Below are 21,459 nucleotides of genomic sequence, written 5' to 3' on the forward strand. Positions count from 1 at the left end.
CTTCAGGCGTCGGCGGTAGGCTCTTCGCGGGGCCGCGCCGGCGGTGGCTCAAGCAGTTCCTGCTGCTCGGCATAGCGCTGGCGGATATCGAAGTCGCGCGGCCAGCGCGAGGCTTCGTGGTCGGGGCGTTGCATTGGTTCGGTCATGGCTGAACTCCGGTCGGGCTGGTGCTCAGAGCACCAGCGACAGCAACAGGATGAAGACCAGGCCGACCACGGAGAGGATGGTCTCCATCGCGGTCCAGGTCTTGAAGGTCTCGCTGACGCTCATGTTGAAGTACTGCTTGACCAGCCAGAACCCGGCGTCGTTGACATGGGAGAGGATCAGCGAGCCGGCGCCGGTGGCGAGCACCAGCAACTCGCGGTTGACGCCGGGAATCAGGTCGATCACCGGCACCACGATGCCGGCCCCGGTGATGGTGGCGACGGTGGCCGAGCCGGTGGCGATGCGGATCACCGCGGCCACCAGCCAGGCCAGCAGGATCGGCGAGATCTGCGCGTTCACCGCGAGATGGCCGATGACGTCGCCGACCCCGCTGGCCACCAGCATCTGCTTGAAGCCGCCGCCGGCGCCGATGATCATCACGATGGCGGCGGTCGGTGCCAGGCTCTGGTCGAGCAGCCTGAGGATCTTCTTCGAGTCGAAGCCACGGGCGTAGCCGAAGGTATAGAGCGCCACCAGCAGGGCCAGGAGCAGGGCGCTGATCGGATGGCCGATCATGTCCATCCAGGCGCGGAACGCGTGGCCATCGGGGAAGGCGACGTCGGCGAAGGTCTTCAGCAGCATCAGGAACACCGGCAGCAGCACGGTCGCCAGGGTCACGCCGAAGCTGGGCAGGTCCTGGGTCTCGGGCTCGTGGGCGATCTGCTCGACCAGTTCCGCCGATGGCGTGCCGGGTATGTAGCGCGAGACCAGCGCGCCGAACAGCGGGCCGGCGATGGCGGCGGTGGGCAGGGCGACGATCAGGCCGTAGAGGATGGTCTTGCCGATGTCGGCGCCGAACACGCCGATCGCCAGCAGCGGGCCGGGATGCGGCGGCACCAGACCGTGCACCGCGGAAAGGCCGGCGAGCAACGGGATGCCGATCTTGATCAGGGACACGCCGCTGCGCCGGGCGACGATGAACACCAGCGGGATCAGCAGGATGAAGCCGATCTCGAAGAACAGCGGGATGCCCACCAGGAACGCGGCGAGCATCATCGACCAGTGCACCCGCTCCTTGCCGAAGGCGCGGATCAGGGTGCGGGCGATCTGGTCGGCGCCGCCGGAATCGGCCATCAGCTTGCCGAGCATGGTGCCCAGGGCGAGGATCACGCCGACGAAGCCGAGCACGCCGCCGAAGCCGTCCTGGAAGGATTTGACGATTTTCTCCACCGGCATCCCCGAGGTCAGGCCGAGGAAGCCGGCGGCGATGATCAGGGCGATGAAGGGATGCACCTTGAAGCGGGTGATCAGCACGATCAGGCCGATGATGGTCACCAGGGCGTCGAGGAGCAGGTAGGCATCGTGTGACATGCCGAACATGGAGGGCTCTCCTTTTGTCGTTGTTCTACCGGAGTTGCTGTTTCATTGAAGCGCTTTTTCGGGGTAGCGCTATCTTTGTCGGACAAGCGAAAGAATTCAGGCGGCGGCGTGCTCCAGCCACCAGGCGTGGGCGGCCTGCGCCAGGCATTCCACCGGCAGGGTGGCGTCCAGGCGCAGGGTCAGGGGTTCGTCGAGCGGCGGCTCGAGGGCGGCGAACTGGCTGTCGATCAGGGTCGCCGGCATGAAGTGGCCGGGGCGCTGGGCGACGCGCTCGGCGGCGACCGCCGGGGTCAGTTCCAGGTAGACGATGCCGAGGCCGGGCACCGCGCGGCGCAACCGGTCGCGGTAGGCGCGCTTGAGGGCGGAACAGGTCAGTACCGGCAGCTTGCCGGCGGCCACCGCCTGGCGCAGCCGCTCGGCGAGGGTGTCCAGCCAGCCGGCGCGGTCGTCGTCGGTGAGGGGGATGCCGGCGCTCATCTTGCGGATGTTGGCGGCGGGATGGAAGCTGTCGCCTTCGATGCCGTGGGCGCCGCTGCGCTGGCAGAGGGCCTGGCTGACGCTGGACTTGCCGCAACCGGCGACACCCATGATGACCAGGGCTTGGAGGGGTGGATGCATGGAACACCTCAAGCGTGAGACAGCGCTGTCTTTGCGACCTGGAAAAAATCGCGCGAGCCCGGCTCCGCCTTCTTGTCGTTGTGGTCTGTCGAATCCCGCGCGGGCAGTGGCGGACAGGCCGCCTCAGGCGATTGCCCAGGTCGCGAGACAGCGCTACCTTAGTGCCTGGAATTTTGTTTGGCAAGCAGGCCACGATGAGCATCACCAAGAACGACAAGAACACGCGAACCACCGGACGTCCCACCCTCAACGAAGTCGCGCGCCGCGCCGGGGTCAGCCCGATCACCGCGTCGCGCGCGTTGCGCGGCGTCGCCAGCGTCGCCGAAGAACTGGCGCAGAAGGTCCGCGACGCCGCCCGCGAACTCGGCTACGTGGCCAACCCCGCGGCGCGCGCGCTGGCCTCGGCGCAAAGCCACAGCGTGGCGGTGCTGGTGCCGTCGCTGGCCAACCTGCTGTTCATCGAGACCCTCGAGGCGATCCACGCGGTACTGCGGCCGCAGGGCCTGGAAGTGCTGATCGGCAACTTCCACTACTCGCGCAACGAGGAAGAGGACCTGATCCGCAACTACCTGGCCTACCAGCCGCGCGGCCTGCTGCTGACCGGCTTCGAGCGCACCGAGAGCGCCCGGCGGATGATCGAGGCCAGCGGCATTCCCTGCGTGTACATGATGGACCTGGACTCCGGCTCCGGGCTCAATTGCGTCGGCTTCTCCCAGTTGCGCGCCGGCGAGGCCGCCGCCGAGCACCTGCTGGCACGCGGCCGCAGGCGCCTGGCTTACATCGGCGCCCAGCTCGACCAGCGCACCCTGCTGCGCGGCGAGGGGTTCCGCCGCGCCTTGCAAAAGGCCGGCTGCTACGACCCGGGGCTGGAAATCCTTACGCCGCGGCCGTCCTCGGTGGCCCTCGGCGGCGAACTCTTCGTGCAGTTGCTGGCCAGCCAGCCGCAGGTCGACGGGGTGTTCTTCTGCAACGACGACCTGGCCCAGGGCGCGCTGCTGGAGGCCCTGCGCCGTGGGGTCAAGGTGCCGGAACAGATCGCCGTGCTCGGTTTCAACGACCTGCCGGGTTCGGACTGCACGGTCCCGCGCCTGAGCAGCATCCGCACCCCGCGCGAAGCCATCGGCCGGCGCGCGGCGGAGCAGTTGCTGGCGCTGATCGCCGGCAAGGAGGTGCGCGATAGCGCGCTGGACATGGGGTTCGAGCTGATGGCGCGGGAGAGCACCTGAACCCGCGGCCCGACGGTGCGGCCGTTCAGGGACATGTCGAGGGCTGGGCAGCGCCGCCGGGCGTAACGGCTTGCCAGGTAGGGCGGATAGCGCCGCAAGCGCTATCCGCCGTTACGCCGGGTTTCACGGCGGATAACCGCGAGCGGTTATTCGCCCTACGGGGGCGTGTCGAGGGTTGGGCAGCGCCGCCGGGCGGAACGGCTCGCCGGGTAGGGCGAATAGCGCCGCGGGCGCTATCCGCCGTTACGCCGGATTTCACGGCGGATAACCGCGAGCGGTTATTCGCCCTACGGGGGCGTGTCGAGGGCTGGGTTGCGCCTCCGGGCGTAACGGCTTGCCGGGTAGGGCGAATAGCGCCGCAGGCGCTATCCGCCGTTACGCCGGGTTTCACGGCGGATAACCGCGAGCGGTTATTCGCCCTACGGGGGCGTGTCGAGGGCTGGCAGCGCCTCCGGGCGTAATGGCTCGCCGTTACGCCGGTGTCTCAAGCCACCGCGTAGTAATGCTTGACGAAGCCGCCGTCGGCAACCTCCCAGAGCACCGGGGTGCCCTTGCTGACGAACCAGCTGTCGCCGGCCTTGTAGAGCGTGCTCTGGCCGGTGGACTCGTCGGTGAGGCGGACCTCGCCGCTGACCACCGTGGCCTGTTCGCTGAACGGATAGGTCATGCGGAACTTGCCGGCGGTGGTGCCGAAGTAGGCGGCGCTGACCGGGTCGGTGGGGGCTCCTGCGGTCATCTTGCCGAAGGCTTTCACCTCGCCTTCGAGGATCTCCGAGCCGAGGTCGGCGACGCTGCCCCAGGCGTCCAGTTCGTCGAGGGTGATGCCGTGGCGGATAACGGTAATGGCCATGGGAATGCTCCTTGTAGAGTGATCGGTAGGTTTCAGCGCCGGCCATTCCAGTAGCCGGAGAGCTGGTGCCAGGTCTTGCCTGCGCTGAGCAGCAGCGGGCGGAAGTGGTCCTTGCCGTGGATCGGGATGCGGCGCACCGAGCTGAGCAGGTCGTAGCGCGCCGAGCCTTCGCTCATGCCTTCGGCGAGGACCTTGCAGACGATGTGGCTGGGGGTCACGCCGAACCCGGAATAACCCTGGACGAAGAACGCGTTGGGCCGCCCCGAGAGGCTGCCGATCTGCGGGAACAGGTTGGCGCTGCAAGCCATCGGCCCACCCCAGGCGAGGTCGATGCGGACGTGCTCCAGGTAGGGGAAGATCTTCAGCATCAGCTTGCGGTTCCAGGCCTTGAGGTCGCCGGGGATGCGTTCGACGAAGGGTGTGGCGGCGCCGAACAGCAGGCGGTTCTCGTTGGTCACCCGGTAGTAGTCGATGACCGGGCGGATGTCGCTGTAGGCGCCGCGGATCGGGCTGATCCGCTGGATCAGTTCGTCCGGCAGCGGCTCGGTCATCATCTGGAACGCGTAGGTATTGATGGTGGTGCGGTGCAGCTCGGGTTCGAGCCGGTTGAGGAAGCTGTCGCAGGCCCAGAGCAGCTTGTTCGCGGTGACCGAGCCCTTGGCCGTGCGCACGCGGATGCGCTCGCCGTATTGCACCTCCAGCGCCGGGCTGTATTCGAATATCCGTGCGCCGAGGCCGGCCAGTGCCTTGGCTTCGCCGAGCAGCAGGTTGAGCGAGTGCACATGGCCGCCGCCCATGTGCAGCAGGGCACTGCCGTAGGCGTCCGAGCCGATGATCTGGCGCACCTCGGCACCGTGCAGGTAACGGATCTCATGGGGCGAGCCGAGCGACCGGAATTCCTTTTCCCAGGCCTGCAGGGTCTTCGCCTGGCGTGCGTTGAAGCCCATGTAGCCGTAGCCATGGCAGAAGTCGGCGTCGATGGCGTACTTCTCGATACGGCCCTTGATGATGTCGGCGCCGAGGTCGCTGATCTCGAAGATCGCCCGCAGGCCGTCCTCGCCGACGTCCTTGCGGATCTTCTCCAGGTCGTGGCCGATGCCGGCCATGATCTGCCCGCCGTTGCGCCCGGTACCGCCGAAGCCGAGGTGGCGGGCCTCCAGCACGACGATGTCGGTGATGCCGTGCTCGGCCAGCTCAAGCGCGGTGTTGATCCCGGAGAAGCCGCCGCCGATCACCACCACGTCGGCGTCCAGGTCGGTTTCCAGGGAGGGGAAGGACAATTCGTACTTCTTGGTCGCCGTGTAGTAGGTCGGCGTCTCGATGTTGATCATGGATGCGGCCTGGCAAGGGGTGGATGTACCTATTAGACGCTCCGTGGCCGCCGCGGTCTTGTTCCTGTCTGCCGCCGGCTTGACCGGCCCTGCCAGGCGCGCTTCAGCCCAGCGTGGCGATCACCCGTGGCGCGACGAAGTCGATGAAGGCGCGCAGCTTGGGCGAGACCTGGCGGCCGGACGGCCAGAGCAGGAAGAACCGCGCGCGGCGCTCGCAGAAGGTGTCGAGGACGCTGACCAGGCGCCCTTCGCGCAGCGCCTCGCGGATCGAGAAGTCCGGCAGGCAGGCGATGCCCTGGTCGCGCAGGGCGAAGCAGACGCGGGTCTCGATGTTGTTGCAGACCATCGACACCGGGATCTGCGGCGGGGCTTCGCCGTCCGCGCGGTGCAGCGGCCATTCCTCGAGGCGGCCGGTATTGGGGAAGCGGTAGTGCAGGCAGGTGTGCCGCAGCAGGTCTTCCGGGCAGCGCGGCGTGCCGTGGCGGGCGAAGTAGGCCGGCGAGCCGACCAGCTTCAGCTGGAACTCACCCAGTTCGCGCATGGACAGCCGCGAATCCACCGGCTGGCCGGTGCGCAGGACCACGTCGAAGCCTTCGTCGACGACATCCACCACGCGATCGCTGAAGTCGAGGTCTAGCTCGATGTCCGGATAGGCCTGCATGAAATCGGCGAGCGCCGGCAGGACCAGCCCGCTGACCAGCGGCAGGCTGACCCGCAGGCGCCCGCGCGGGGTCTCGCGGCTTTGCGACAGCTCCAGCTCGGTGGCTTCGATCTCGGCCAGGATGCGCCGGCTGCGCTCGAGGAACAGGCTGCCTTCGGCGGTCAGGGTGATGCTGCGGGTGCTGCGGTGGAACAGGCGCACGCCGAGCTTCTCTTCCAGGCGGGCGACCCGCTTGCCCACCGCCGAGGCGCTGACGCCGAGGGTCCGGGCGGCGCCGACGATGCTGCGGGTCTCGGCGACGCGGACGAAGACGGTGAAACCGCTGAGGCTGTCCATGCAAGGCTCCGATTACGGACATGATGGTCCGGATAGAGCGGAACTCTATCCGTCTTTTTCCGCTTTTGCAGCGCTCTTAGCCTGTCCGCATCCTTCATCGTCCGCGGAGAGTCCTGCATGTCAGGTTTCGAACGAGGGCCAGGGCGCAGCCTGGCGGAACATGTCGATCAGGCGATCGAGGCGGCATTCGCCGACCAGCGCCTGGTGGGAGCGGTGGTACTGGTGGCGCACCGGGGGCAGTGGCTCTATCGACGGGCTGCCGGCCTGGCCGACCGCGAGGCCGGCCGGACAATGGGCGAGGACAGCCTGTTCCGCCTGGCCTCGGTGAGCAAGCCGATCGTCAGCGTCGCCGCCCTGAGCCTGGTGGACGAGGGCCGGCTGGCCCTCGATGAGCCGATCGCCGACTGGTTGCCGGCGTTCCGTCCGCGCCTGGCCGACGGCCGCGAGGCGCGCATCACGCCGCGGCAGTTGCTGAGCCACAGCGCCGGCCTCGGTTATCGCTTCCTCGAAGCCGAGGCAGACGGCCCCTATGCCCGCGCCGGGATTTCCGACGGCATGGACCTGCCGGGCTTCGACCTGGCCGAGAATCTCCGTCGCCTGGCCTCCGTGCCCTTGCTCTACGAGCCCGGCCGCGCCTGGGGCTATTCGCTGGCCACCGACGTGCTCGGCGCGCTGGTGGCGCGGGTCGACGGGCGGCCGCTGGCGGAAGCGCTGCGGCAGCGGGTCGGGATTCCGGCCGGCATGCGCGACAGCGGCTTCCTCTGCGCCGACGCGCAACGCCTGGCGGCGGTCTACGTCAGCGACCGGCCACGCCCGCGGCGGATGGCCGAGCGGGAGACCGTCACGCCGTTCGAGGACTGCGTCGGCATTCGCTTCGAGCCGCGTCGGGCCTTCGAGCCGTCTGCCTATGCGTCTGGCGGGGCGGGGATGATCGGCAGCGCCGGCGACGTGCTGCGCCTTCTGGAGGTCCTTCGCCAGGGCGGCGCGCCGTTGCTGACGCCTGGCCTGGTGGAGGAAATGGGCCGCGACCAGGTACCCGGCCTGGAACTGCCGGCCAATCCCGGTTTCGGCTTCGGCCTGGGCTTCTCCGTGCTGCGTGACCCGGCCATCGCGCAATCGCCGGAGTCTCCCGGCACCTGGCGCTGGGGCGGCGCCTACGGGCATTCCTGGTTCGTCGACCGGGCCCGCGAACTGTCGGTGGTGGCGCTCACCAACACCCTGTTCGAGGGCATGTCGGGACGCTTCGTCAACGACCTGCGCGACGCCGTCTACCGTTCCGCGGAGCTGCGCTGATGGGACGCCGCGAAGCATTTCCGGAGAACGCCGGGGCCGCTGCGTCGGCCGTGGCGCCGCGGCTGCCGCTGAGCGCGTTGCTGGCGATGGCGATGTCCGGCTTCGTCGCCATTCTCAGCGAAACCCTGCCGGCCGGCCTGCTGCCGCAAATCGGCGCGGGGCTGGCGGTCAGCGAGGCGCTGGCCGGGCAACTGGTCAGCGTCTACGCCTTGGGTTCGCTACTGGCCGCGCTGCCGGCGGCGAGCCTGACCCAGGGCTGGCGGCGGCGCCGGGTGCTGCTGCTGGCGCTGCTGATCTTCTTCGTCTGCAACAGCCTAACCGCCGTTTCCTCGGATTACCGCCTGACCCTGCTGGCGCGCTTCGGCAGCGGCGTCGCCGCCGGCCTCGCCTGGGGCCTGCTGGCCGGCTACGCGCGGCGCCTGGTGCCGCCGGAGCAGCAGGGGCGGGCGTTGGCGGTGGCCATGCTCGGTGCGCCGCTGGCGCTGTCGCTCGGCGTTCCGCTGGGCACCTGGCTGGGCGGCCTGCTCGGCTGGCGCTGGGCCTTCGGCCTGTTGTCGCTGACCGCGCTGCTGCTGGTCGGCTGGGTGCTGCGCAGCGTGCCGGACTTCCCTGGCCAGCCGGCCGGGCGGCGCCTGCGTCTGCTCGGGGTGCTGCGCACGCCGGGCGTGCGTCCGGTATTGCTGGTGATCGTCGCCTGGGTGCTGGCGCACAACATCCTCTACACCTATATCGCGCCGTTCCTCGCCAAGGTCGGCCTGGGCGCCTCGGTGGACCTGGCCCTGCTGGTATTCGGCAGCGCCGCGGTGGCGGGAATCTGGCTGGTCGGCGTGCTGGTCGACCGGCACCTGCGGCGGATGGTCCTGGCCAGCCTGGCGCTGTTCGCCGTGGCGGCGCTGGCGCTGTGCCTGGGCGCTCGCTGGAGCTGGCTGGCGTTCGCCGGCCTGGCCCTCTGGGGGCTGACGTTCGGTGGCGCGGCGACGCTGCTGCAGACTGCTTCGGCGGACGCCGCCGGGGAGGGCGCCGACCTGGCCCAGTCGATGATCGTGGTGGCCTGGAACCTGGCCATCGCCGGCGGCGGAGCGTTGGGCGGCATGGTGTTGCAGCGCTGGGGCAGCGAGATGCTGCCCTGGACCCTGCTGCCGCTGATCGGCCTGGCCGCGGCGCTGGCCTGGGGCAATGCCGCGCACGCGTTCCGCGTCGGCCCGCGCGGTTTCCCCAGGGCATCGTCCGAACGCCGGAAAGCGGCGGAATAGAGGGGCGCCGCCGGGCGAGGCAAAAAACGCGACGGGTCTTAGAACGTTTATTCACTTGGGTTATTTGGATAGGCCCGATTCGAATATCCATCGCGTCGAAATACCTGTCGCGACGATGCGCTCCTCCGTCATGCAGCGGAATCCGCTGTCATTGCGCCGAACGCCTTCGCTGCCTCGCCGGTAGCCGCCATGCAGCGCCCGGCGCGGCTGTTGCACCGGCATCTTGCCGGTGCGCCGGCGCTGCCTAGAATCGGCCCCAGTCGCACTTACCCCCGCTTCGCCTACAGGAGTTACCGCCATGATGAACGCCATGCAGATGCCGATGAACATGAATGCCGCCATGCCGATGATGCCCATGATGGGCATGCCGATGATGATGGCGACCATGCAGTGCGAAACGATGGACGACGGCATGCTGTGCAAGATGATGCCGGCGATGGGCATGGACATGGGCCAGTTCCGCAACAGCGCCGAGATGATGGCGATGATGATGAACTGCGGCATGCCCATGATGATGCAGTGCGGCAACCTGGCGATGATGGGCATGTCCCAGGCCTGCATGGCGATGATGCCGACGATGGGCATGGGGATGGGCATGCCGATGATGGGCATGGCTCCGATGAAGTGCATGATGGAGTGCTCCATGCAGGGCGACGCCATGCACTGCAGGATGATGCCGATGCAGGGCATGGACATGGAGATGTTCAAGAACTGCTGCATGCTGATGGCGAAGATGATGGAGTGCGGCATGCCGATGATGATGAGTTGCAACGGCATGCCGATGATGTGCTGCACCTGCTGATCCGTCGCCGGATGGAAAAGGCCCGCCCGGGATGACCGGGCGGGCCTTTCTTCGTCCATGGCAGCAAGGCCGGGGGTCAGTCCAGGCGCTCCGGGTAGGTCATCACCAGGTACGCCAGGGCTTCGCTATCGGCGGGGTTGCGGTAGCCGTGCGGCTGGTCGGCGTAGAACAGGATCGAGTCGCCGGTGGCGAGCAGGAAGCGCTCCTCGTTGACCCGCACTTCCAGTACCCCCTGCGCCACCACCAGGTTCTCCTGGGTGCCGGGGGCGTGGGCTTCGGCGTCTTCCTGGCCGAGGCCGCGCAGGCGCAGTTCGTAGAACTCCACCTGGCGCGCCACATCGAAGGGGAACAGCGCGCGGCTGGTGAAGGCGCCGTCGGCGCTGACCAGGCGCTTGCTCTGTTGCGCCGGCAGCACGGCGACACCGGCGAAGGCGCGATCGTCGAGGAAGGCTGCCACCGACACCTTGAGACCCTGGGCGATCTTGCACAGCACCTTGATCGACGGCACGCTGCGCCCGGACTCGATCTGCGCCAGCATCGCCCGGCTGACACCGGAAATCCGCGCCAGGGCGTCCAGCGAGAGATTGCGCTTGCCGCGCAGGCGCAGCAGGTTGTGGGCGACGCGCTGGCCAATCAGATCATCGGGTTCGGTATGCACGCCGGCGGCCAGTTCCAGGTGGGCAACGCCATCGCTGGCGGGCAGGTTCATCGGTCAGGCCCGGCGGCTGCGCTCGTCGTGCCTGGCTGGCGGTTGCGGCACGGCGTAGCCGGCCCGCCAGGCGTACACCGCCCACATCATTTCGCCCAGGCGGCGTGCCTGGCGGCGCGAGCGGTAGCGGGCGAAATCGATGACGTTGTCGGTGCGGTCCATGAGGCATTCCTCGGGCGGCGGGTTCGATGGCTGCCAGACTATCCCTTCGCCGCTTAGAGCCATAAATACTAAGTTTTTATTTATTAATTCACTTTTGTGCTTACAAGGAACGCCGAACCGTACGGAGCAGCATATTTATATTCTTTAAAGATATTTAAATTAATTTTCTTATTCCAATAAATTAAAGGCTCTCGCGTACCTGCCGACCAATCGGCGCGCCGCACCGAATCCATGCCGCCTTGCGCGGTATCTCGTGCCTGGCGTGTCCGGGCTTGCGTGGGAGTCAGCGATGTCCGTTTCCCTTCCGGCGCCAGCGCGCGCCGACGTTCCTTTGCAGATCCGTGCCCTCGATGCCGCATTCGGCGCCGAGGTGCTCGGCCTCGACCTCGGGTTGCCCCTGGCCGCCGAGGACTTCCGCCGTATCCACCGGGCGCACCTGGACCACCATGTGCTGGTGTTCCGCGAGCAGCGCATCACCCCGGCGCAGCAGATCGCCTTCAGCCGGCGCTTCGGTGAGTTGCAGATCCATGTGCTGAAGCAGTTCCTGCTCCCAGGGCATCCGGAGATCCTCATCGTTTCCAACATCGTCGAGAACGGCCAGCCCATCGGTCTCGGCGATGCCGGCAAGTTCTGGCACTCCGACCTTTCCTATAAGGAGCTGCCGAGCCTCGGCTCGATGCTGCATGCCCAGGAGCTGCCGGAGGAGGGCGGCGATACTCTGTTCGCCGACATGCACAAGGCCTGGGACAGCCTGCCGGAAGCCCTGCGCAAGGCCATCGAGGGACGCACGGCGGCGCATTCCTATACCGCCCGCTACAGCGAACCGCGCTTCGAGGGCAACTGGCGGCCGACCCTGAGCGCTGCCCAGCTCGCCGAGGTGCGCGAAGTGGTCCATCCGATCGTGCGCACCCACCCGGAAAGCGGGCGCAAGGCGCTGTTCGTCAGCGAAGGTTTCACCACCCGCATCGTCGGCCTGCCGGCTGACGAGAGCGCCCAACTGCTCGCCGAGCTGTATGCGCACAGCGTGCGCCCCGAGCACATCTACCGGCATCGCTGGCAGGCGCATGACCTGGTGTTCTGGGACAACCGCTCGCTGATCCATCTCGCCGGCGGTTGCCCGGCACACCTGCGGCGCAAGCTCTACCGCACCACCATCCAAGGCGACGCGCCGTTCTGACGACGGCACGCGCTTCCCCCTTTTCGCCAGGAGCGTTTCCATGAACCGCATTCCCCGATTCACCCGCCTGGTCGCCGCGCTCGGCCTGGGTCTGAGCCTCGCCACCACGCTGCTGGCCAGCCGGCCGGCGCAGGCCGAGGGCGAGATCCGCATCGCCGAGCAGTTCGGCATCGTCTACCTGCTGCTCAACGTGGTCCGCGACCAGCGCCTGATCGAAAAGCACGGCCAGGCCGAGGGCCTGCAAATCAAGGTCGACTGGACCCAACTGTCCGGCGGCGCGGCGGTCAACGATGCGCTGCTGTCCGGGGCGATCGATATCGCCGGTGCCGGCGTCGGTCCGCTGCTGACCATCTGGGACCGTACCCGCGGGCGCCAGAACGTCAAGGCGGTGGCTTCGCTGGGCAACTTCCCCTACTACCTGCTGAGCAACGACCCGCGGGTCAGGAGCATCGCCGACTTCGGCGCCGGGGATCGCATCGCCGTGCCGGCGGTGGGGGTTTCGGTGCAGTCGCGCTTCCTCCAGTACGCCGCGGCTAAGCAGTGGGGCGACAAGCAGTTCGACCGCCTCGACAAGTACACCGTGGCGCTGCCGCATCCGGACGCCACCGCCGCGCTGGTGGCCGGCGGCACCGAGCTGACCGGGCATTTCTCCAACCCGCCGTTCCAGGACCAGGCGCTGGCCAACCCGAAGGTCCACGTGGTGCTCGACAGCTACGAGCTGCTGGGGCCGAATTCGCCGACCGTGCTGTTCGCCACGGAGAAGTTCCGCCAGGACAACCCGAAGACCTACCGGGCCTTCGTCGAGGCGCTGAAGGAAGCGGCGGCCTTCGCCCAGAACGACAAGGCGGCCGCCGCCGATACCTATATCCGGGTGACCGGGGCGAAGATCGACCGAGCCGCGCTGCTGAAGATCATCGCCAATCCGCAGGTGGAGTTCAGCGTCACGCCGAAGAACACCTATCCGCTGGCGGAGTTTCTCTACCGGGTCGGTGCGATCCGCAACAAGCCGGCCTCCTGGCAGGACTATTTCTTCCAGGACGGCGCGCCGTTGCAGGGGAGTTGAGACGCCGATGAACGCCGCCTCCCGCCAACCTTCCACGCTCCCCGCCGACGCCCTGCTGGCGGTGGACGGAGTCAGCCTCGAATACCGCACCCGCTCGCGCGTGGTGCGGGCCACCCAGCGGGTTAGCTTCGAAGTCGACCCGGCCGATCGCTTCGTCCTGCTCGGCCCGTCCGGTTGCGGCAAGTCGACCCTGCTCAAGGCGGTGGCCGGCTTCATCACGCCCAGCGAGGGCGAGATCCGCCTTCAGGGACAGGCGGTCAGGGCGCCCGGCCCCGACCGTATCGTGGTGTTCCAGGAGTTCGACCAGTTGCCGCCATGGAAGACCGTACGGCAGAACGTGCTGTTCCCCTTGCGGGTGTCCGGCCAGGTGACGCGCGACGAGGCCGAGCGACGCGCCGACGAATGCCTCGAGAAGGTCGGCCTGGCGGGCTTCGCCGAGGCCTACCCGCACACGCTGTCCGGGGGCATGAAGGCGCGGGTGGCGATCGCCCGGGCGCTGGCGATGCAGCCGAAGATCCTGCTGATGGACGAGCCGTTCGCCGCGCTGGACGCGCTGACCCGGCGAAAGATGCAGGAAGAACTGCTGCGCCTGTGGGAAGAGGTGCGTTTCACCCTGCTGTTCGTCACCCACTCCATCGAGGAGGCGTTGGTGGTGGGCAACCGCATCCTGCTGCTCTCGCCGCACCCGGGGCGGGTCCGGGCCGAAGTGCACGGCCACCCGTTCGGGCTGCACAGCCTTGGCGGCGAGCCGCTGCAAGCCGCGGCGCGACGCATCCACCGCTTGCTGTTCGACGAGGGCGGCGAACCGACGGCGGCCGCGACCCTCGACTTCGCCGATATCCGGCTGGCCCATTGAGCAGAGGAATCGATCGATGAGTCGAGTCACGCGCGTTCGCGAAGAATACGAAGTCCAGCTCGAACCCCTGCTGGAGGTCTCCCTGGAGCGGCGCCTGCCCCTGAGCCAGCGTCTCTGGCAACAGGGCTGGCTGCGCAAGGGGCTGATCCTGGCGCTGCTGGCGCTGGCCTGGGAGCTGGCGGCGCGGGTCCAGGGCAACGACCTGCTGCTGCCAGGCTTCCTGCAGACGGCCAGGGCCCTCGGCGAGGGCCTGGCCAGCGGCGAACTGCCGGCCAAGGCGGGGATCTCCCTGCTGGTGCTGTTCAAGGGCTACCTGCTGGGGATCGTCCTGGCCTTCGTTCTGACCAGCCTGGCGGTCTCCACGCAGTTGGGCCGCGACCTGCTCGGGACCCTCACGGCGATGTTCAACCCGCTGCCGGCGATCGCGCTGCTGCCGCTGGCGCTGCTCTGGTTCGGCCTGGGCCAGAACAGCCTGATCTTCGTGCTGGTGCATTCGGTGCTCTGGGCGCTGGCGCTGAACACCTATGCCGGTTTCCTCGGTGTCTCGGAGACCCTGCGCATGGCAGGGCGCAACTACGGCCTGCGTGGCCTGCGCTTCGTCCTGCTGATCCTGGTGCCGGCGGCGCTGCCGTCGATTCTCGCCGGGCTGAAGATCGGCTGGGCCTTCGCCTGGCGCACGCTGATCGCCGCGGAACTGGTGTTCGGCGCGAGCAGCGGCAAGGGCGGGCTCGGCTGGTACATTTTCCAGAACCGCAACGAGCTGTACACCGACAAGGTATTCGCCGGCCTGGCCGTGGTGGTGCTGATCGGCCTGCTGGTGGAGAACCTGGTTTTCGGCAGCATCGAGCGCCTCACGGTGAAGCGCTGGGGAGTGCAACGCTAGGGCGGCGGACGGGTGGAGTGTTACGGCAACTTTCTCGGCAACTGTTGCGCTGGCGCGGCGGCAAAGCGGAGTAACGTCTTGCCCGCACCCACTTCAAAGGATGGAACGAATGTCGCTCTCCGTGGATCTGCTGCTGGCGTTCTCCCTGTTCGCCTTCGTCACCTCCGTCACGCCCGGTCCGAACAACACCATGTTGCTGGCCTCGGGGGTCAACTTCGGTTTCGTCCGCTCCATCCCGCACATCCTCGGGATCAGTTGCGGCTTCTTCATCATGGTGATGGCGGTGGGCTTCGGCCTGGGCACGGTGTTCGAGGCCTATCCGGTGCTGTACACCATCCTGCGCTACGTCGGCGCGGCGTACCTGCTGTACCTGGCCTGGAAGATCGCCACGTCCGGCCCGGCCGGCAACGACCCGGAGGGACGTGGCAAGCCGTTGAGCTACTGGGGCGCGGCGGCGTTCCAGTGGGTCAACCCGAAGGCCTGGGTGATGGCGGTCGGCGCCATAAGCACCTATACGCCGTTGCAGGGCTACTTCACCAACGTGGTGGTGATCTCGACGGTATTTGCCCTGATCAACGCGCCGACCATCGGAATCTGGGCCGGTTTCGGCAGCATGCTGCGCAACGTGCTGCGCGATCCGCGCTGGCTGAGGGTGTTCAACGTAGGGATGGCGCTGCTGTTGGTCGCGTCGCTGTACCCGATCCTCGCGGAAAGCCATTCGGCCTGACCTGTCACCAACCTATCAATTGTATTAGCTCGTAACTCGTCGCCATTTCGTGAAGAGTTTTTCGCTCGGTGCCCAGCCTCGGAAGGGGGAGAGCGATGCAGGAGCGACATGGCTTACCGTTACGCAGCTTTTCGTCGGGCAAGGCGCTGACCGCGGGACGCGCAGTGCGCCCGGAGGTTGCGCAGGAGCGGCGCTACCTGCAAGGCGCCCCGCTGGGGCTGGAGTTGCCGGGACGAATCGCCTTGCGCGACCCGCATTGCGCCTGGCAATGGTTCGAGCCGGAGGCGGCCGCGGAAGCGTTCCCGGCGGCGCACTGGCTGGCGGCGTTCCTGGTACTGCTGGGACGCTACGGCAACGAAGAGATCACCCTGGGCTTTCCCGAGCCGATCACGGTTCGCGGGCGGCAGGCGCCCGCGCTGCTGCGTTCCTCCTACCGGGCGATGGAGTCGTCCGCCGAACGTAGCGCGCGGCTGGCGGAAGAACTCGATGACGCCCGGCGGCAGCTATCCGCCGACGGCCAGGAGCGCGCCGCCCTGGCCGGGCGCTGCGCGGTCCAGGTGCTGGCGGCGCGGCCGACGGCGAGCAGCCCCGGCTGGCTGGCCCTGGTGCTGGCGGCGGACGGCAGCGTCGGCCTGGCTCTGCGCGATCCCCAGTACGACGAATTGCGGCGTATCGCCGGCCATCTCGCGCGCCTGGCGCGCGGCCTGGTCGACGCCCAGGCCTGCGTCGGCCGGCTGCCCTGGCTGGACGCCGACGAAGAGCGCCGTTTGCAGGCCCTGCGCAGCGAGCCCCAGGCCGCCCCGTCGCGCGGCGTACTCCACCATCTGTTCGAGGCCCAGGCGCGGCGCACACCGCAGCGCATCGCCGTGCACGCCGCCGACCGTAGCCTCAGCTATGCCGAGCTGGAGCGCGAAAGCGCCGCGCTCGCCGTGCGCCTGCGCGCCGCCGGGGTGGCTCCGGAGCAGCGGGTCGGGGTCTGCCTGCGGCGCGACAGCGGCCTGCTGGTCGGCCTGCTTGGCGTGCTCCGCGCCGGCGGTTGCTACGTCCCGCTGGACCCGGCCTATCCGGAGGAGCGGGTGGCCTACATGCTCGACGACGCCGACTGCCTGCTGGTGCTGGTCGACGCGAGCACCCGCGAGCGGGTCGCCGCGCTGGGCCGGCCATGCCTGACGCTGGAGGAGGGCGGCGACCAGGCGAACGACCTGGCGCTGCCCGCGAGCGAGGTCGGCGCCGACCACCTCGCCTACATCATCTATACCTCCGGATCCACCGGACGCCCCAAGGGCGTCGCCATCGAGCACGGCAGCGCCCATGCCTTCCTGCGCTGGGCCGGCCAGCACTATGCCGCCGAAGAATGGAGCGGGGTACTGGCGGCGACCTCGGTGTGCTTCGACCTGTCGGTCTACGAGCTGTTCGGCACCCTGGCCGAAGGCGGCACGCTGCACCTGGTGGAAAACCTGTTCAGCCTGCCGGACTACCCGCGCCGCGACGAGATCAGCCTGCTCAATACCGTGCCCTCGGTGTGCGCCGCGCTGCTCGCCCTCGGCGACCTGCCGGGCGGGGTGCGCACGCTGAACCTGGCCGGCGAACCGCTGCGCGGCCACCTGGTGCGACAGATTCGTGGCCAACCCCAGGTACGGCGCCTGGTCAATCTCTACGGGCCGACCGAGGACACCACCTATTCGACGGTGCACGAACTGGACCTGCACGCCGAAGCGCTCGACGAGCCGCCCATCGGCCGACCGCTGCCCGGCACCACGGTGGAGGTGCTCGACGGCTTCGAGGCGCCGCTGCCGCTGGGCGTGGCCGGGGAACTGTACCTCGGCGGCATCGGCCTGGCGCGTGGCTATTTCGGCAAGCCGGAGCAGACCGCCGAGCGTTTCCGCGTCGATCCGGGCAGCGGCGAGCGCCGCTATCGCACCGGCGACCGCGTACGCATGCGCGAGGACGGCGTGCTGGAACACCTCGGCCGGCTCGACGACCAGGTCAAGTTCAACGGCTTCCGCATCGAGCTGGGCGAGATCGCCTCGTGCCTGGCGAGTTTTCCCGGGGTGAGCGAAGCCTGCGCCATGCTCACCGAGGACAGCGCCGGCCTGCGTCGGCTGGTCGGCTACCTGGCGGCGCCGTTCGCCCCGCCGCTCCAGGCGCTGCACGAGCACCTTGGGCAAAGTCTGCCGCACTACATGTTGCCGTCGGCGTTCGTGGTCCTGGCGGAGCTGCCCAAGACGCTCAACGGCAAGATCGACCGCAAGGCCCTGCCGCGTCCCCAGGCGACCGGCGCCGAGCCCCAGGCGCTGCCCAGCGATCCGCTGGAGCAGGCGCTACACCAGGCCTGGCAGGCGCAGCTTGGTGCGCCGCCGCGCGCCGGACAGGGCTTCTACGCCGCCGGCGGCGATTCCCTGCGGGCGGTGCACCTGCTCGCGACGCTGCGCCAGCGACTGTCCCGACGCGTACCGTTGCAGGCGTTCGCCGGTGGCCCGGCGACCCCCGAGGCCCTGCTGGAACTGCTGCGCCAGGCCGCGCCCGAGGGCGACGAGCCGGAGCCGAGCGCCGGCGCCGCCGGGCTGAGCCTCGCCGAACGGCGCCTGTGGGTGGCCCAGCAACTGGCGCCGGAGGACACCTCCTACAACCTGCTGGCCCACCTGCGCATAGTCGGCGCCACGGCCGACGCCATCGAACAGGCCTTGCGCCAGTTGCTGGAACGGCATGTGGCGCTGCGCCGGCGTGTCGAAACGGGCGTCGACGGGCCGCAGCCGCATGCGCTGGCGGCGCATGCGGTGCCCCTGCAACGCCTGCTGGCGAGCGACGCCGTCCACGCCGAGCGGTTGCTGGAGGATGGCGTGCGCCGTGAGGGCGCGCGAGTCTTCGACCTCGCCCACGAGGCGCCGGCACGCCTGCTGCTGGTCGTCACCCGCGACAGCGCGCGCGCCGATCTCCTGCTCAGCGTCCATCACTACGCCTTCGACGATGTGTCGCTGGCGGTCTTTGCCGCGGAACTGAAGACACTGCTCGATGGCGGTCGCCTGGGCGTGCTCGCCAGCACGCCGGAACAGGTTGCCGCCCGCGAGCGCGCGGCGTTGGCCTCGGGACGCCTGGACCGTGTCGCCGAGCGCTGGGCTGAGCGTTTGTTGCCGCTGGCGAAGGCTCCCGGCGCCGCGCCGGCGCGCCCGGAGGAGAGCGGCGGGCGCGCCGGCCAACGCCTCGCCCTGCCGGTTTCCGTCGCCGTCCATGCCGCCTGCCGGGCGCTGGCCGAACGCACCTCGGTAAGCCCGTTCAGTGCTGCGCTACAGGCCTTCGCCGAAGTGCTCGGCGCCGAACTGGGCGTCGACGACCTGCTCGTCGGCGTGGCCCTGGCCGGGCGTTCGCGCCTGGAAATGCAGGGGCTGGTCGGCTGCTTCGTCAACCTCCTGCCGCTGGCGGTCGGCCTGCGTCCGGAGCAGTCCGTGGAGTGGCGCCTGCGCCAGGTCGGCCATGATCTGCTGGAACTGCTCGAACACCAGGACGTGCCCCTCGAATGCGTGACCCAGGCCCTGCGCCAGCGCGGCGCCAGCGGCCTGCCGATCCGCATCGCCTGCGGCGCGCACAACGGTCGGGCGGCCCCGGCGGTGGATGCCGGGGTGCGCGTCGAAGCCGACTTCATCCCGGTGCCTGGCGCGCGCCTGGACCTGACGCTGTGGCTGGAAGACCAGCCGCAGGGTTGGCTGGCCGTCTGGACCGGGGTCAGCGCGATCTTCGACCTGCACCGCATCGAGCGCCTGCACCAGGCCTGGGAGCGGCGCCTGCTGGCGAATGCCGGCGAACCTATCTCGAAACGCATGTCGCCGGAGGGCTGCAACGCTTCCTGACGACCCCGAGCCTCCCACGGAGAACAGCGATGGAACGAACAGCTCCCAGTCTCACCGGTCGCGGCTTCGCCCGGCCGCGCAATCTCAGCCCGCGCAGCAGCGAGGCGCTGGTGCGGCGCCCGGCGGCGGAGCGCGACGGCCTGCCGCTGCTGATCGAGGCACAGGCTCCCGGCCTGTCCCTGGCCGACTGGATTCGCGAGCAGGGCCAGTCCCTGCACGACGACCTGAACCTGGCTGGCGGCCTGTTGCTGAGAGGCTTCGAGGTCGACTCGGCAGAGCGCTTCCGCGCAGCCGCCGCTGCCTTCGCCCCGCAACTGCTCGACTACAAGGAGCGTTCCTCGCCGCGTAGCCAGGTCAGCGGCGAGGTCTACACCTCCACCGAGCATCCGGTGGACCAGCCGATCTTCCTGCATAACGAGCAGTCCTATACCGCCGACTGGCCGCTGTACATCATGTTCCATTGCCAGGTCGCGCCGCTCGAGGGCGGCGCCACCCCGGTGGCGGCCAACCGGCTGGTGCTCCGCCACCTGCCGGACGAATTGCTGGAACGCTTCGGGCGCCTGGGCATCCTCTACGTGCGCAACTACCGCGCCGGCCTTGGCCTGTCCTGGCGCGAAGCGTTCCAGACCGACAGCCGCGCCGAGGTCGAGGCGTTCTGCGCTGAGCACCGGATCGCCCATGCCTGGATCGGCGACGAGCACCTGCGCACCTGGCAGAGGCGCGCGGCGTTCCAACGCCACCCGTATACCGGCGAGCGCCTGTGGTTCAACCACGGCATGTTCTTCCATGCCACCAGTCTCGAGCCGGGCCTGCGCGATGCGCTGCTGCGCAGCGTCGCCGAGGAAGACCTGCCGTACCAGACCTACTACGGCGATGGCAGCCCGATCGAGGCGCAGACCCTGGCGACCATCCGCAGCGCCATAGACCGCGAGACGCGGCGCTTCGACTGGCGCGTGGGCGACGTGCTGATCCTCGACAACATGCTCGCCCAGCACGGCCGCGAGCCGTTCCGCGGGCCGCGACGGATCCTCACCATCATGTCCACGCCGTATTCCAGCCTGGCGCCCGCCGACGTCCCGCCGACACCTCCGCGCCTGGCGCTCGGAGGTGCCGCATGAGCGCCTCGTTCAGCGCGCCGCGCCTGCGCCCCCGGCAGCTCTCGGCCGGCGACCTGGTGGAGGAAAGCCTGCTCGACCCGGCCAACGACTACCTGCGCATCGTCCGCGCGCGCCAGCCGGGCATGGACCTGCGGCAATGGATCGCCGCCGCCGGCGCAGGGCTGCGCGACAGCCTGCTGCGGCATGGCGGCATCCTGTTTCGTGGCTTCGCGGTAGACGGAGCGGAGGGCTTCTCCCAGGCGGTACAAAGCTTTTCGCCGAACATGCTCGACTACCTGGAGCGCGCGGCGGCACGCCAGGAAGTGGCGCACCGGGTGTTCACCTCCACCGAGTTCTCGCCGGACGGCTGGATTCCGCCGCACCACGAGATGTCCTACTCGCACAACTGGCCGAGCTATATCCACTTCTACTGCCAGACACCGCCCGCCACCCAGGGCCGCACGCCCCTGGCCGACGAGCGCCGGGTCAGCGCTCGGATACCCGAGGCGATCAGGCAGCGCTTCCTCCGCCATGGGGTGTGCTACGTGCGCAACTACGGGCCGGAGATCGACCTGACCTGGCAGGAAGGCTTCCAGACCGACAGTCGCGCCGAGGTCGAGGCCTACTGCCGGCAGACCGGTACCCAATGGACCTGGCTCGACGACCAGCGCCTGAATACCCGCCAGGTACGCCAGGCGATGGTGCGCCACCCGCTCAGCGGCGAGACGCTGTGGTTCAACCACGCGCACATGTTCCATGTCTCCAACATGCCGCCGGCCCTGGCCCGGGCCTTGCTCGACGAGGTCGGCGAACAGGGCCTGCCGCGCAACGCCTACTACGGCGACGGCAGCCCGATCGAGGCGGAGGTGCTGGACACCATCCGCGCCGCCTACCGCGAGGAAACCCGCGCGTTCGCCTGGGAGCGCGGCGATGTCCTGATGCTCGACAACTTCATCAGCGTCCACGGCCGCGAGCCGTACACCGGCGAGCGCAAGGTGCTGGTGGCGATGACCGACCTGCATGTCCACCAACCCTGAACCCGTGCG

At 68.8% G+C, this 21,459-nt stretch carries 20 protein-coding genes; 12 read left to right on the forward strand and 8 right to left on the reverse strand.

Going from position 1 to position 21,459, the window contains the following annotated elements; all coding sequences use genetic code 11:
• Nucleotides 1-2: 2 nt before the first annotated feature.
• From FHW81_RS16535 to FHW81_RS16545, 3 genes are all read right to left on the reverse strand, one after another.
• Nucleotides 3-146: a hypothetical protein gene (locus FHW81_RS16535; protein WP_003089416.1), complete on the reverse strand. Its 144-nt coding sequence runs from the start codon at nucleotides 144-146 to the stop codon at nucleotides 3-5.
• Between the two features lie 25 nt (nucleotides 147-171).
• Complete coding sequence (locus tag FHW81_RS16540; RefSeq protein ID WP_003107128.1) at nucleotides 172-1,524, reverse strand: GntP family permease; 1,353 nt, start codon at nucleotides 1,522-1,524, stop codon at nucleotides 172-174.
• Between the two features lie 96 nt (nucleotides 1,525-1,620).
• The gene (locus FHW81_RS16545; RefSeq protein WP_031684610.1) at nucleotides 1,621-2,142 is read right to left on the reverse strand and encodes a gluconokinase, GntK/IdnK-type; all 522 of its coding nucleotides are present in this window, start codon (nucleotides 2,140-2,142) and stop codon (nucleotides 1,621-1,623) included.
• A 194-nt stretch (nucleotides 2,143-2,336) separates the two neighbouring features.
• Here FHW81_RS16545 and gntR point away from each other — a divergent pair, with 194 nt between their 5' ends.
• Nucleotides 2,337-3,368 carry a LacI family DNA-binding transcriptional regulator GntR gene (gene gntR / locus FHW81_RS16550; protein WP_003107131.1) on the forward strand — a complete coding sequence of 344 codons (1,032 nt, stop codon included), beginning with the start codon at nucleotides 2,337-2,339 and terminating at the stop codon, nucleotides 3,366-3,368.
• 484 nt (nucleotides 3,369-3,852) lie between these two features.
• Here the strand turns inward: gntR and FHW81_RS16555 are convergent, their stop codons facing one another.
• The 3 genes from FHW81_RS16555 to FHW81_RS16565 all read right to left on the reverse strand — a co-directional run bounded on the left by FHW81_RS16555 (nucleotide 3,853) and on the right by FHW81_RS16565 (nucleotide 6,546).
• Nucleotides 3,853-4,218 (reverse strand): cupin domain-containing protein, encoded by a 366-nt coding sequence (locus tag FHW81_RS16555; protein ID WP_003089408.1) that lies wholly within the window; start codon nucleotides 4,216-4,218, stop codon nucleotides 3,853-3,855.
• 32 nt (nucleotides 4,219-4,250) lie between these two features.
• Nucleotides 4,251-5,549: an NAD(P)/FAD-dependent oxidoreductase gene (locus FHW81_RS16560; RefSeq protein WP_003089406.1), complete on the reverse strand. Its 1,299-nt coding sequence runs from the start codon at nucleotides 5,547-5,549 to the stop codon at nucleotides 4,251-4,253.
• A gap of 103 nt (nucleotides 5,550-5,652) precedes the next feature.
• Nucleotides 5,653-6,546 carry a LysR family transcriptional regulator gene (locus FHW81_RS16565; protein ID WP_023128096.1) on the reverse strand — a complete coding sequence of 298 codons (894 nt, stop codon included), beginning with the start codon at nucleotides 6,544-6,546 and terminating at the stop codon, nucleotides 5,653-5,655.
• 117 nt (nucleotides 6,547-6,663) lie between these two features.
• Here FHW81_RS16565 and FHW81_RS16570 point away from each other — a divergent pair, with 117 nt between their 5' ends.
• The 3 genes from FHW81_RS16570 (at nucleotide 6,664) to FHW81_RS16580 (ending at nucleotide 9,894) form a co-directional block, all read left to right on the forward strand.
• Nucleotides 6,664-7,839 carry a serine hydrolase domain-containing protein gene (locus FHW81_RS16570; protein ID WP_023128095.1) on the forward strand — a complete coding sequence of 392 codons (1,176 nt, stop codon included), beginning with the start codon at nucleotides 6,664-6,666 and terminating at the stop codon, nucleotides 7,837-7,839.
• Nucleotides 7,839-9,092 carry an MFS transporter gene (locus FHW81_RS16575; RefSeq protein WP_023128094.1) on the forward strand — a complete coding sequence of 418 codons (1,254 nt, stop codon included), beginning with the start codon at nucleotides 7,839-7,841 and terminating at the stop codon, nucleotides 9,090-9,092. Before FHW81_RS16570 ends, FHW81_RS16575 begins: the two co-directional genes overlap by 1 nt.
• A 298-nt stretch (nucleotides 9,093-9,390) precedes the next feature.
• Nucleotides 9,391-9,894, forward strand: a complete 504-nt coding sequence (locus FHW81_RS16580) for a hypothetical protein (RefSeq protein ID WP_003113089.1) — start codon at nucleotides 9,391-9,393, stop codon at nucleotides 9,892-9,894.
• Between the two features lie 76 nt (nucleotides 9,895-9,970).
• Here FHW81_RS16580 and FHW81_RS16585 read toward each other — a convergent pair whose 3' ends face one another.
• Entirely contained in the window at nucleotides 9,971-10,552 is a 582-nt protein-coding gene (locus FHW81_RS16585; RefSeq protein ID WP_078451761.1) for a helix-turn-helix domain-containing protein, read from the reverse strand.
• 54 nt (nucleotides 10,553-10,606) lie between these two features.
• Complete coding sequence (locus FHW81_RS16590; RefSeq protein ID WP_003089396.1) at nucleotides 10,607-10,765, reverse strand: hypothetical protein; 159 nt, start codon at nucleotides 10,763-10,765, stop codon at nucleotides 10,607-10,609.
• Nucleotides 10,766-11,054: 289 nt separating this feature from the next.
• On the opposite strand from FHW81_RS16590, the gene FHW81_RS16595 reads away from it, so the two are divergent.
• From FHW81_RS16595 to FHW81_RS16630, 8 genes are all read left to right on the forward strand, one after another.
• A complete protein-coding gene (locus FHW81_RS16595) occupies nucleotides 11,055-11,942 on the forward strand; it encodes a TauD/TfdA dioxygenase family protein (protein WP_003113090.1) in 888 nt (295 codons plus the stop codon).
• Nucleotides 11,943-11,982: 40 nt separating this feature from the next.
• Nucleotides 11,983-13,005, forward strand: coding sequence for an ABC transporter substrate-binding protein (locus FHW81_RS16600; RefSeq protein WP_003089389.1), 1,023 nt, complete (start codon nucleotides 11,983-11,985; stop codon nucleotides 13,003-13,005).
• Nucleotides 13,006-13,012: 7 nt separating this feature from the next.
• Complete coding sequence (locus FHW81_RS16605) at nucleotides 13,013-13,861, forward strand: ABC transporter ATP-binding protein (RefSeq protein ID WP_003113091.1); 849 nt, start codon at nucleotides 13,013-13,015, stop codon at nucleotides 13,859-13,861.
• A 16-nt stretch (nucleotides 13,862-13,877) separates the two neighbouring features.
• Nucleotides 13,878-14,744 carry an ABC transporter permease gene (locus tag FHW81_RS16610; RefSeq protein ID WP_003117834.1) on the forward strand — a complete coding sequence of 289 codons (867 nt, stop codon included), beginning with the start codon at nucleotides 13,878-13,880 and terminating at the stop codon, nucleotides 14,742-14,744.
• Between the two features lie 109 nt (nucleotides 14,745-14,853).
• Entirely contained in the window at nucleotides 14,854-15,471 is a 618-nt protein-coding gene (locus FHW81_RS16615; protein ID WP_003113093.1) for a LysE family translocator, read from the forward strand.
• A 164-nt stretch (nucleotides 15,472-15,635) separates the two neighbouring features.
• Nucleotides 15,636-19,316, forward strand: a complete 3,681-nt coding sequence (locus tag FHW81_RS16620; RefSeq protein WP_171893972.1) for a non-ribosomal peptide synthetase — start codon at nucleotides 15,636-15,638, stop codon at nucleotides 19,314-19,316.
• 29 nt (nucleotides 19,317-19,345) lie between these two features.
• Nucleotides 19,346-20,434 carry a TauD/TfdA family dioxygenase gene (locus FHW81_RS16625; protein WP_003115897.1) on the forward strand — a complete coding sequence of 363 codons (1,089 nt, stop codon included), beginning with the start codon at nucleotides 19,346-19,348 and terminating at the stop codon, nucleotides 20,432-20,434.
• Nucleotides 20,431-21,450: a TauD/TfdA family dioxygenase gene (locus tag FHW81_RS16630; protein WP_003113096.1), complete on the forward strand. Its 1,020-nt coding sequence runs from the start codon at nucleotides 20,431-20,433 to the stop codon at nucleotides 21,448-21,450. Before FHW81_RS16625 ends, FHW81_RS16630 begins: the two co-directional genes overlap by 4 nt.
• Nucleotides 21,451-21,459: the final 9 nt, after the last annotated feature.

The organism is Pseudomonas sp. RC10-4-2 (genome assembly GCF_050433085.1).
In the GTDB taxonomy this organism is placed as follows: Bacteria; Pseudomonadota; Gammaproteobacteria; order Pseudomonadales; family Pseudomonadaceae; genus Pseudomonas; species Pseudomonas aeruginosa.

Excerpts from the sequence above, each read along its gene's own strand:
- FHW81_RS16535 (WP_003089416.1), bottom strand. The coding sequence starts at position 146 with ATGACCGAACCAATGCAACGCCCCGACCACGAAGCCTCGCGCTGGCCG.
- FHW81_RS16540 (WP_003107128.1), bottom strand. The coding sequence starts at position 1,524 with ATGTTCGGCATGTCACACGATGCCTACCTGCTCCTCGACGCCCTGGTG.
- FHW81_RS16545 (WP_031684610.1), bottom strand. The coding sequence starts at position 2,142 with ATGCATCCACCCCTCCAAGCCCTGGTCATCATGGGTGTCGCCGGTTGC.
- gntR (WP_003107131.1), top strand. The coding sequence starts at position 2,337 with ATGAGCATCACCAAGAACGACAAGAACACGCGAACCACCGGACGTCCC.
- FHW81_RS16555 (WP_003089408.1), bottom strand. The coding sequence starts at position 4,218 with ATGGCCATTACCGTTATCCGCCACGGCATCACCCTCGACGAACTGGAC.
- FHW81_RS16560 (WP_003089406.1), bottom strand. The coding sequence starts at position 5,549 with ATGATCAACATCGAGACGCCGACCTACTACACGGCGACCAAGAAGTAC.
- FHW81_RS16565 (WP_023128096.1), bottom strand. The coding sequence starts at position 6,546 with ATGGACAGCCTCAGCGGTTTCACCGTCTTCGTCCGCGTCGCCGAGACC.
- FHW81_RS16570 (WP_023128095.1), top strand. The coding sequence starts at position 6,664 with ATGTCAGGTTTCGAACGAGGGCCAGGGCGCAGCCTGGCGGAACATGTC.
- FHW81_RS16575 (WP_023128094.1), top strand. The coding sequence starts at position 7,839 with ATGGGACGCCGCGAAGCATTTCCGGAGAACGCCGGGGCCGCTGCGTCG.
- FHW81_RS16580 (WP_003113089.1), top strand. The coding sequence starts at position 9,391 with ATGATGAACGCCATGCAGATGCCGATGAACATGAATGCCGCCATGCCG.
- FHW81_RS16590 (WP_003089396.1), bottom strand. The coding sequence starts at position 10,765 with ATGGACCGCACCGACAACGTCATCGATTTCGCCCGCTACCGCTCGCGC.
- FHW81_RS16595 (WP_003113090.1), top strand. The coding sequence starts at position 11,055 with ATGTCCGTTTCCCTTCCGGCGCCAGCGCGCGCCGACGTTCCTTTGCAG.
- FHW81_RS16600 (WP_003089389.1), top strand. The coding sequence starts at position 11,983 with ATGAACCGCATTCCCCGATTCACCCGCCTGGTCGCCGCGCTCGGCCTG.
- FHW81_RS16605 (WP_003113091.1), top strand. The coding sequence starts at position 13,013 with ATGAACGCCGCCTCCCGCCAACCTTCCACGCTCCCCGCCGACGCCCTG.
- FHW81_RS16610 (WP_003117834.1), top strand. The coding sequence starts at position 13,878 with ATGAGTCGAGTCACGCGCGTTCGCGAAGAATACGAAGTCCAGCTCGAA.
- FHW81_RS16615 (WP_003113093.1), top strand. The coding sequence starts at position 14,854 with ATGTCGCTCTCCGTGGATCTGCTGCTGGCGTTCTCCCTGTTCGCCTTC.
- FHW81_RS16625 (WP_003115897.1), top strand. The coding sequence starts at position 19,346 with ATGGAACGAACAGCTCCCAGTCTCACCGGTCGCGGCTTCGCCCGGCCG.
- FHW81_RS16630 (WP_003113096.1), top strand. The coding sequence starts at position 20,431 with ATGAGCGCCTCGTTCAGCGCGCCGCGCCTGCGCCCCCGGCAGCTCTCG.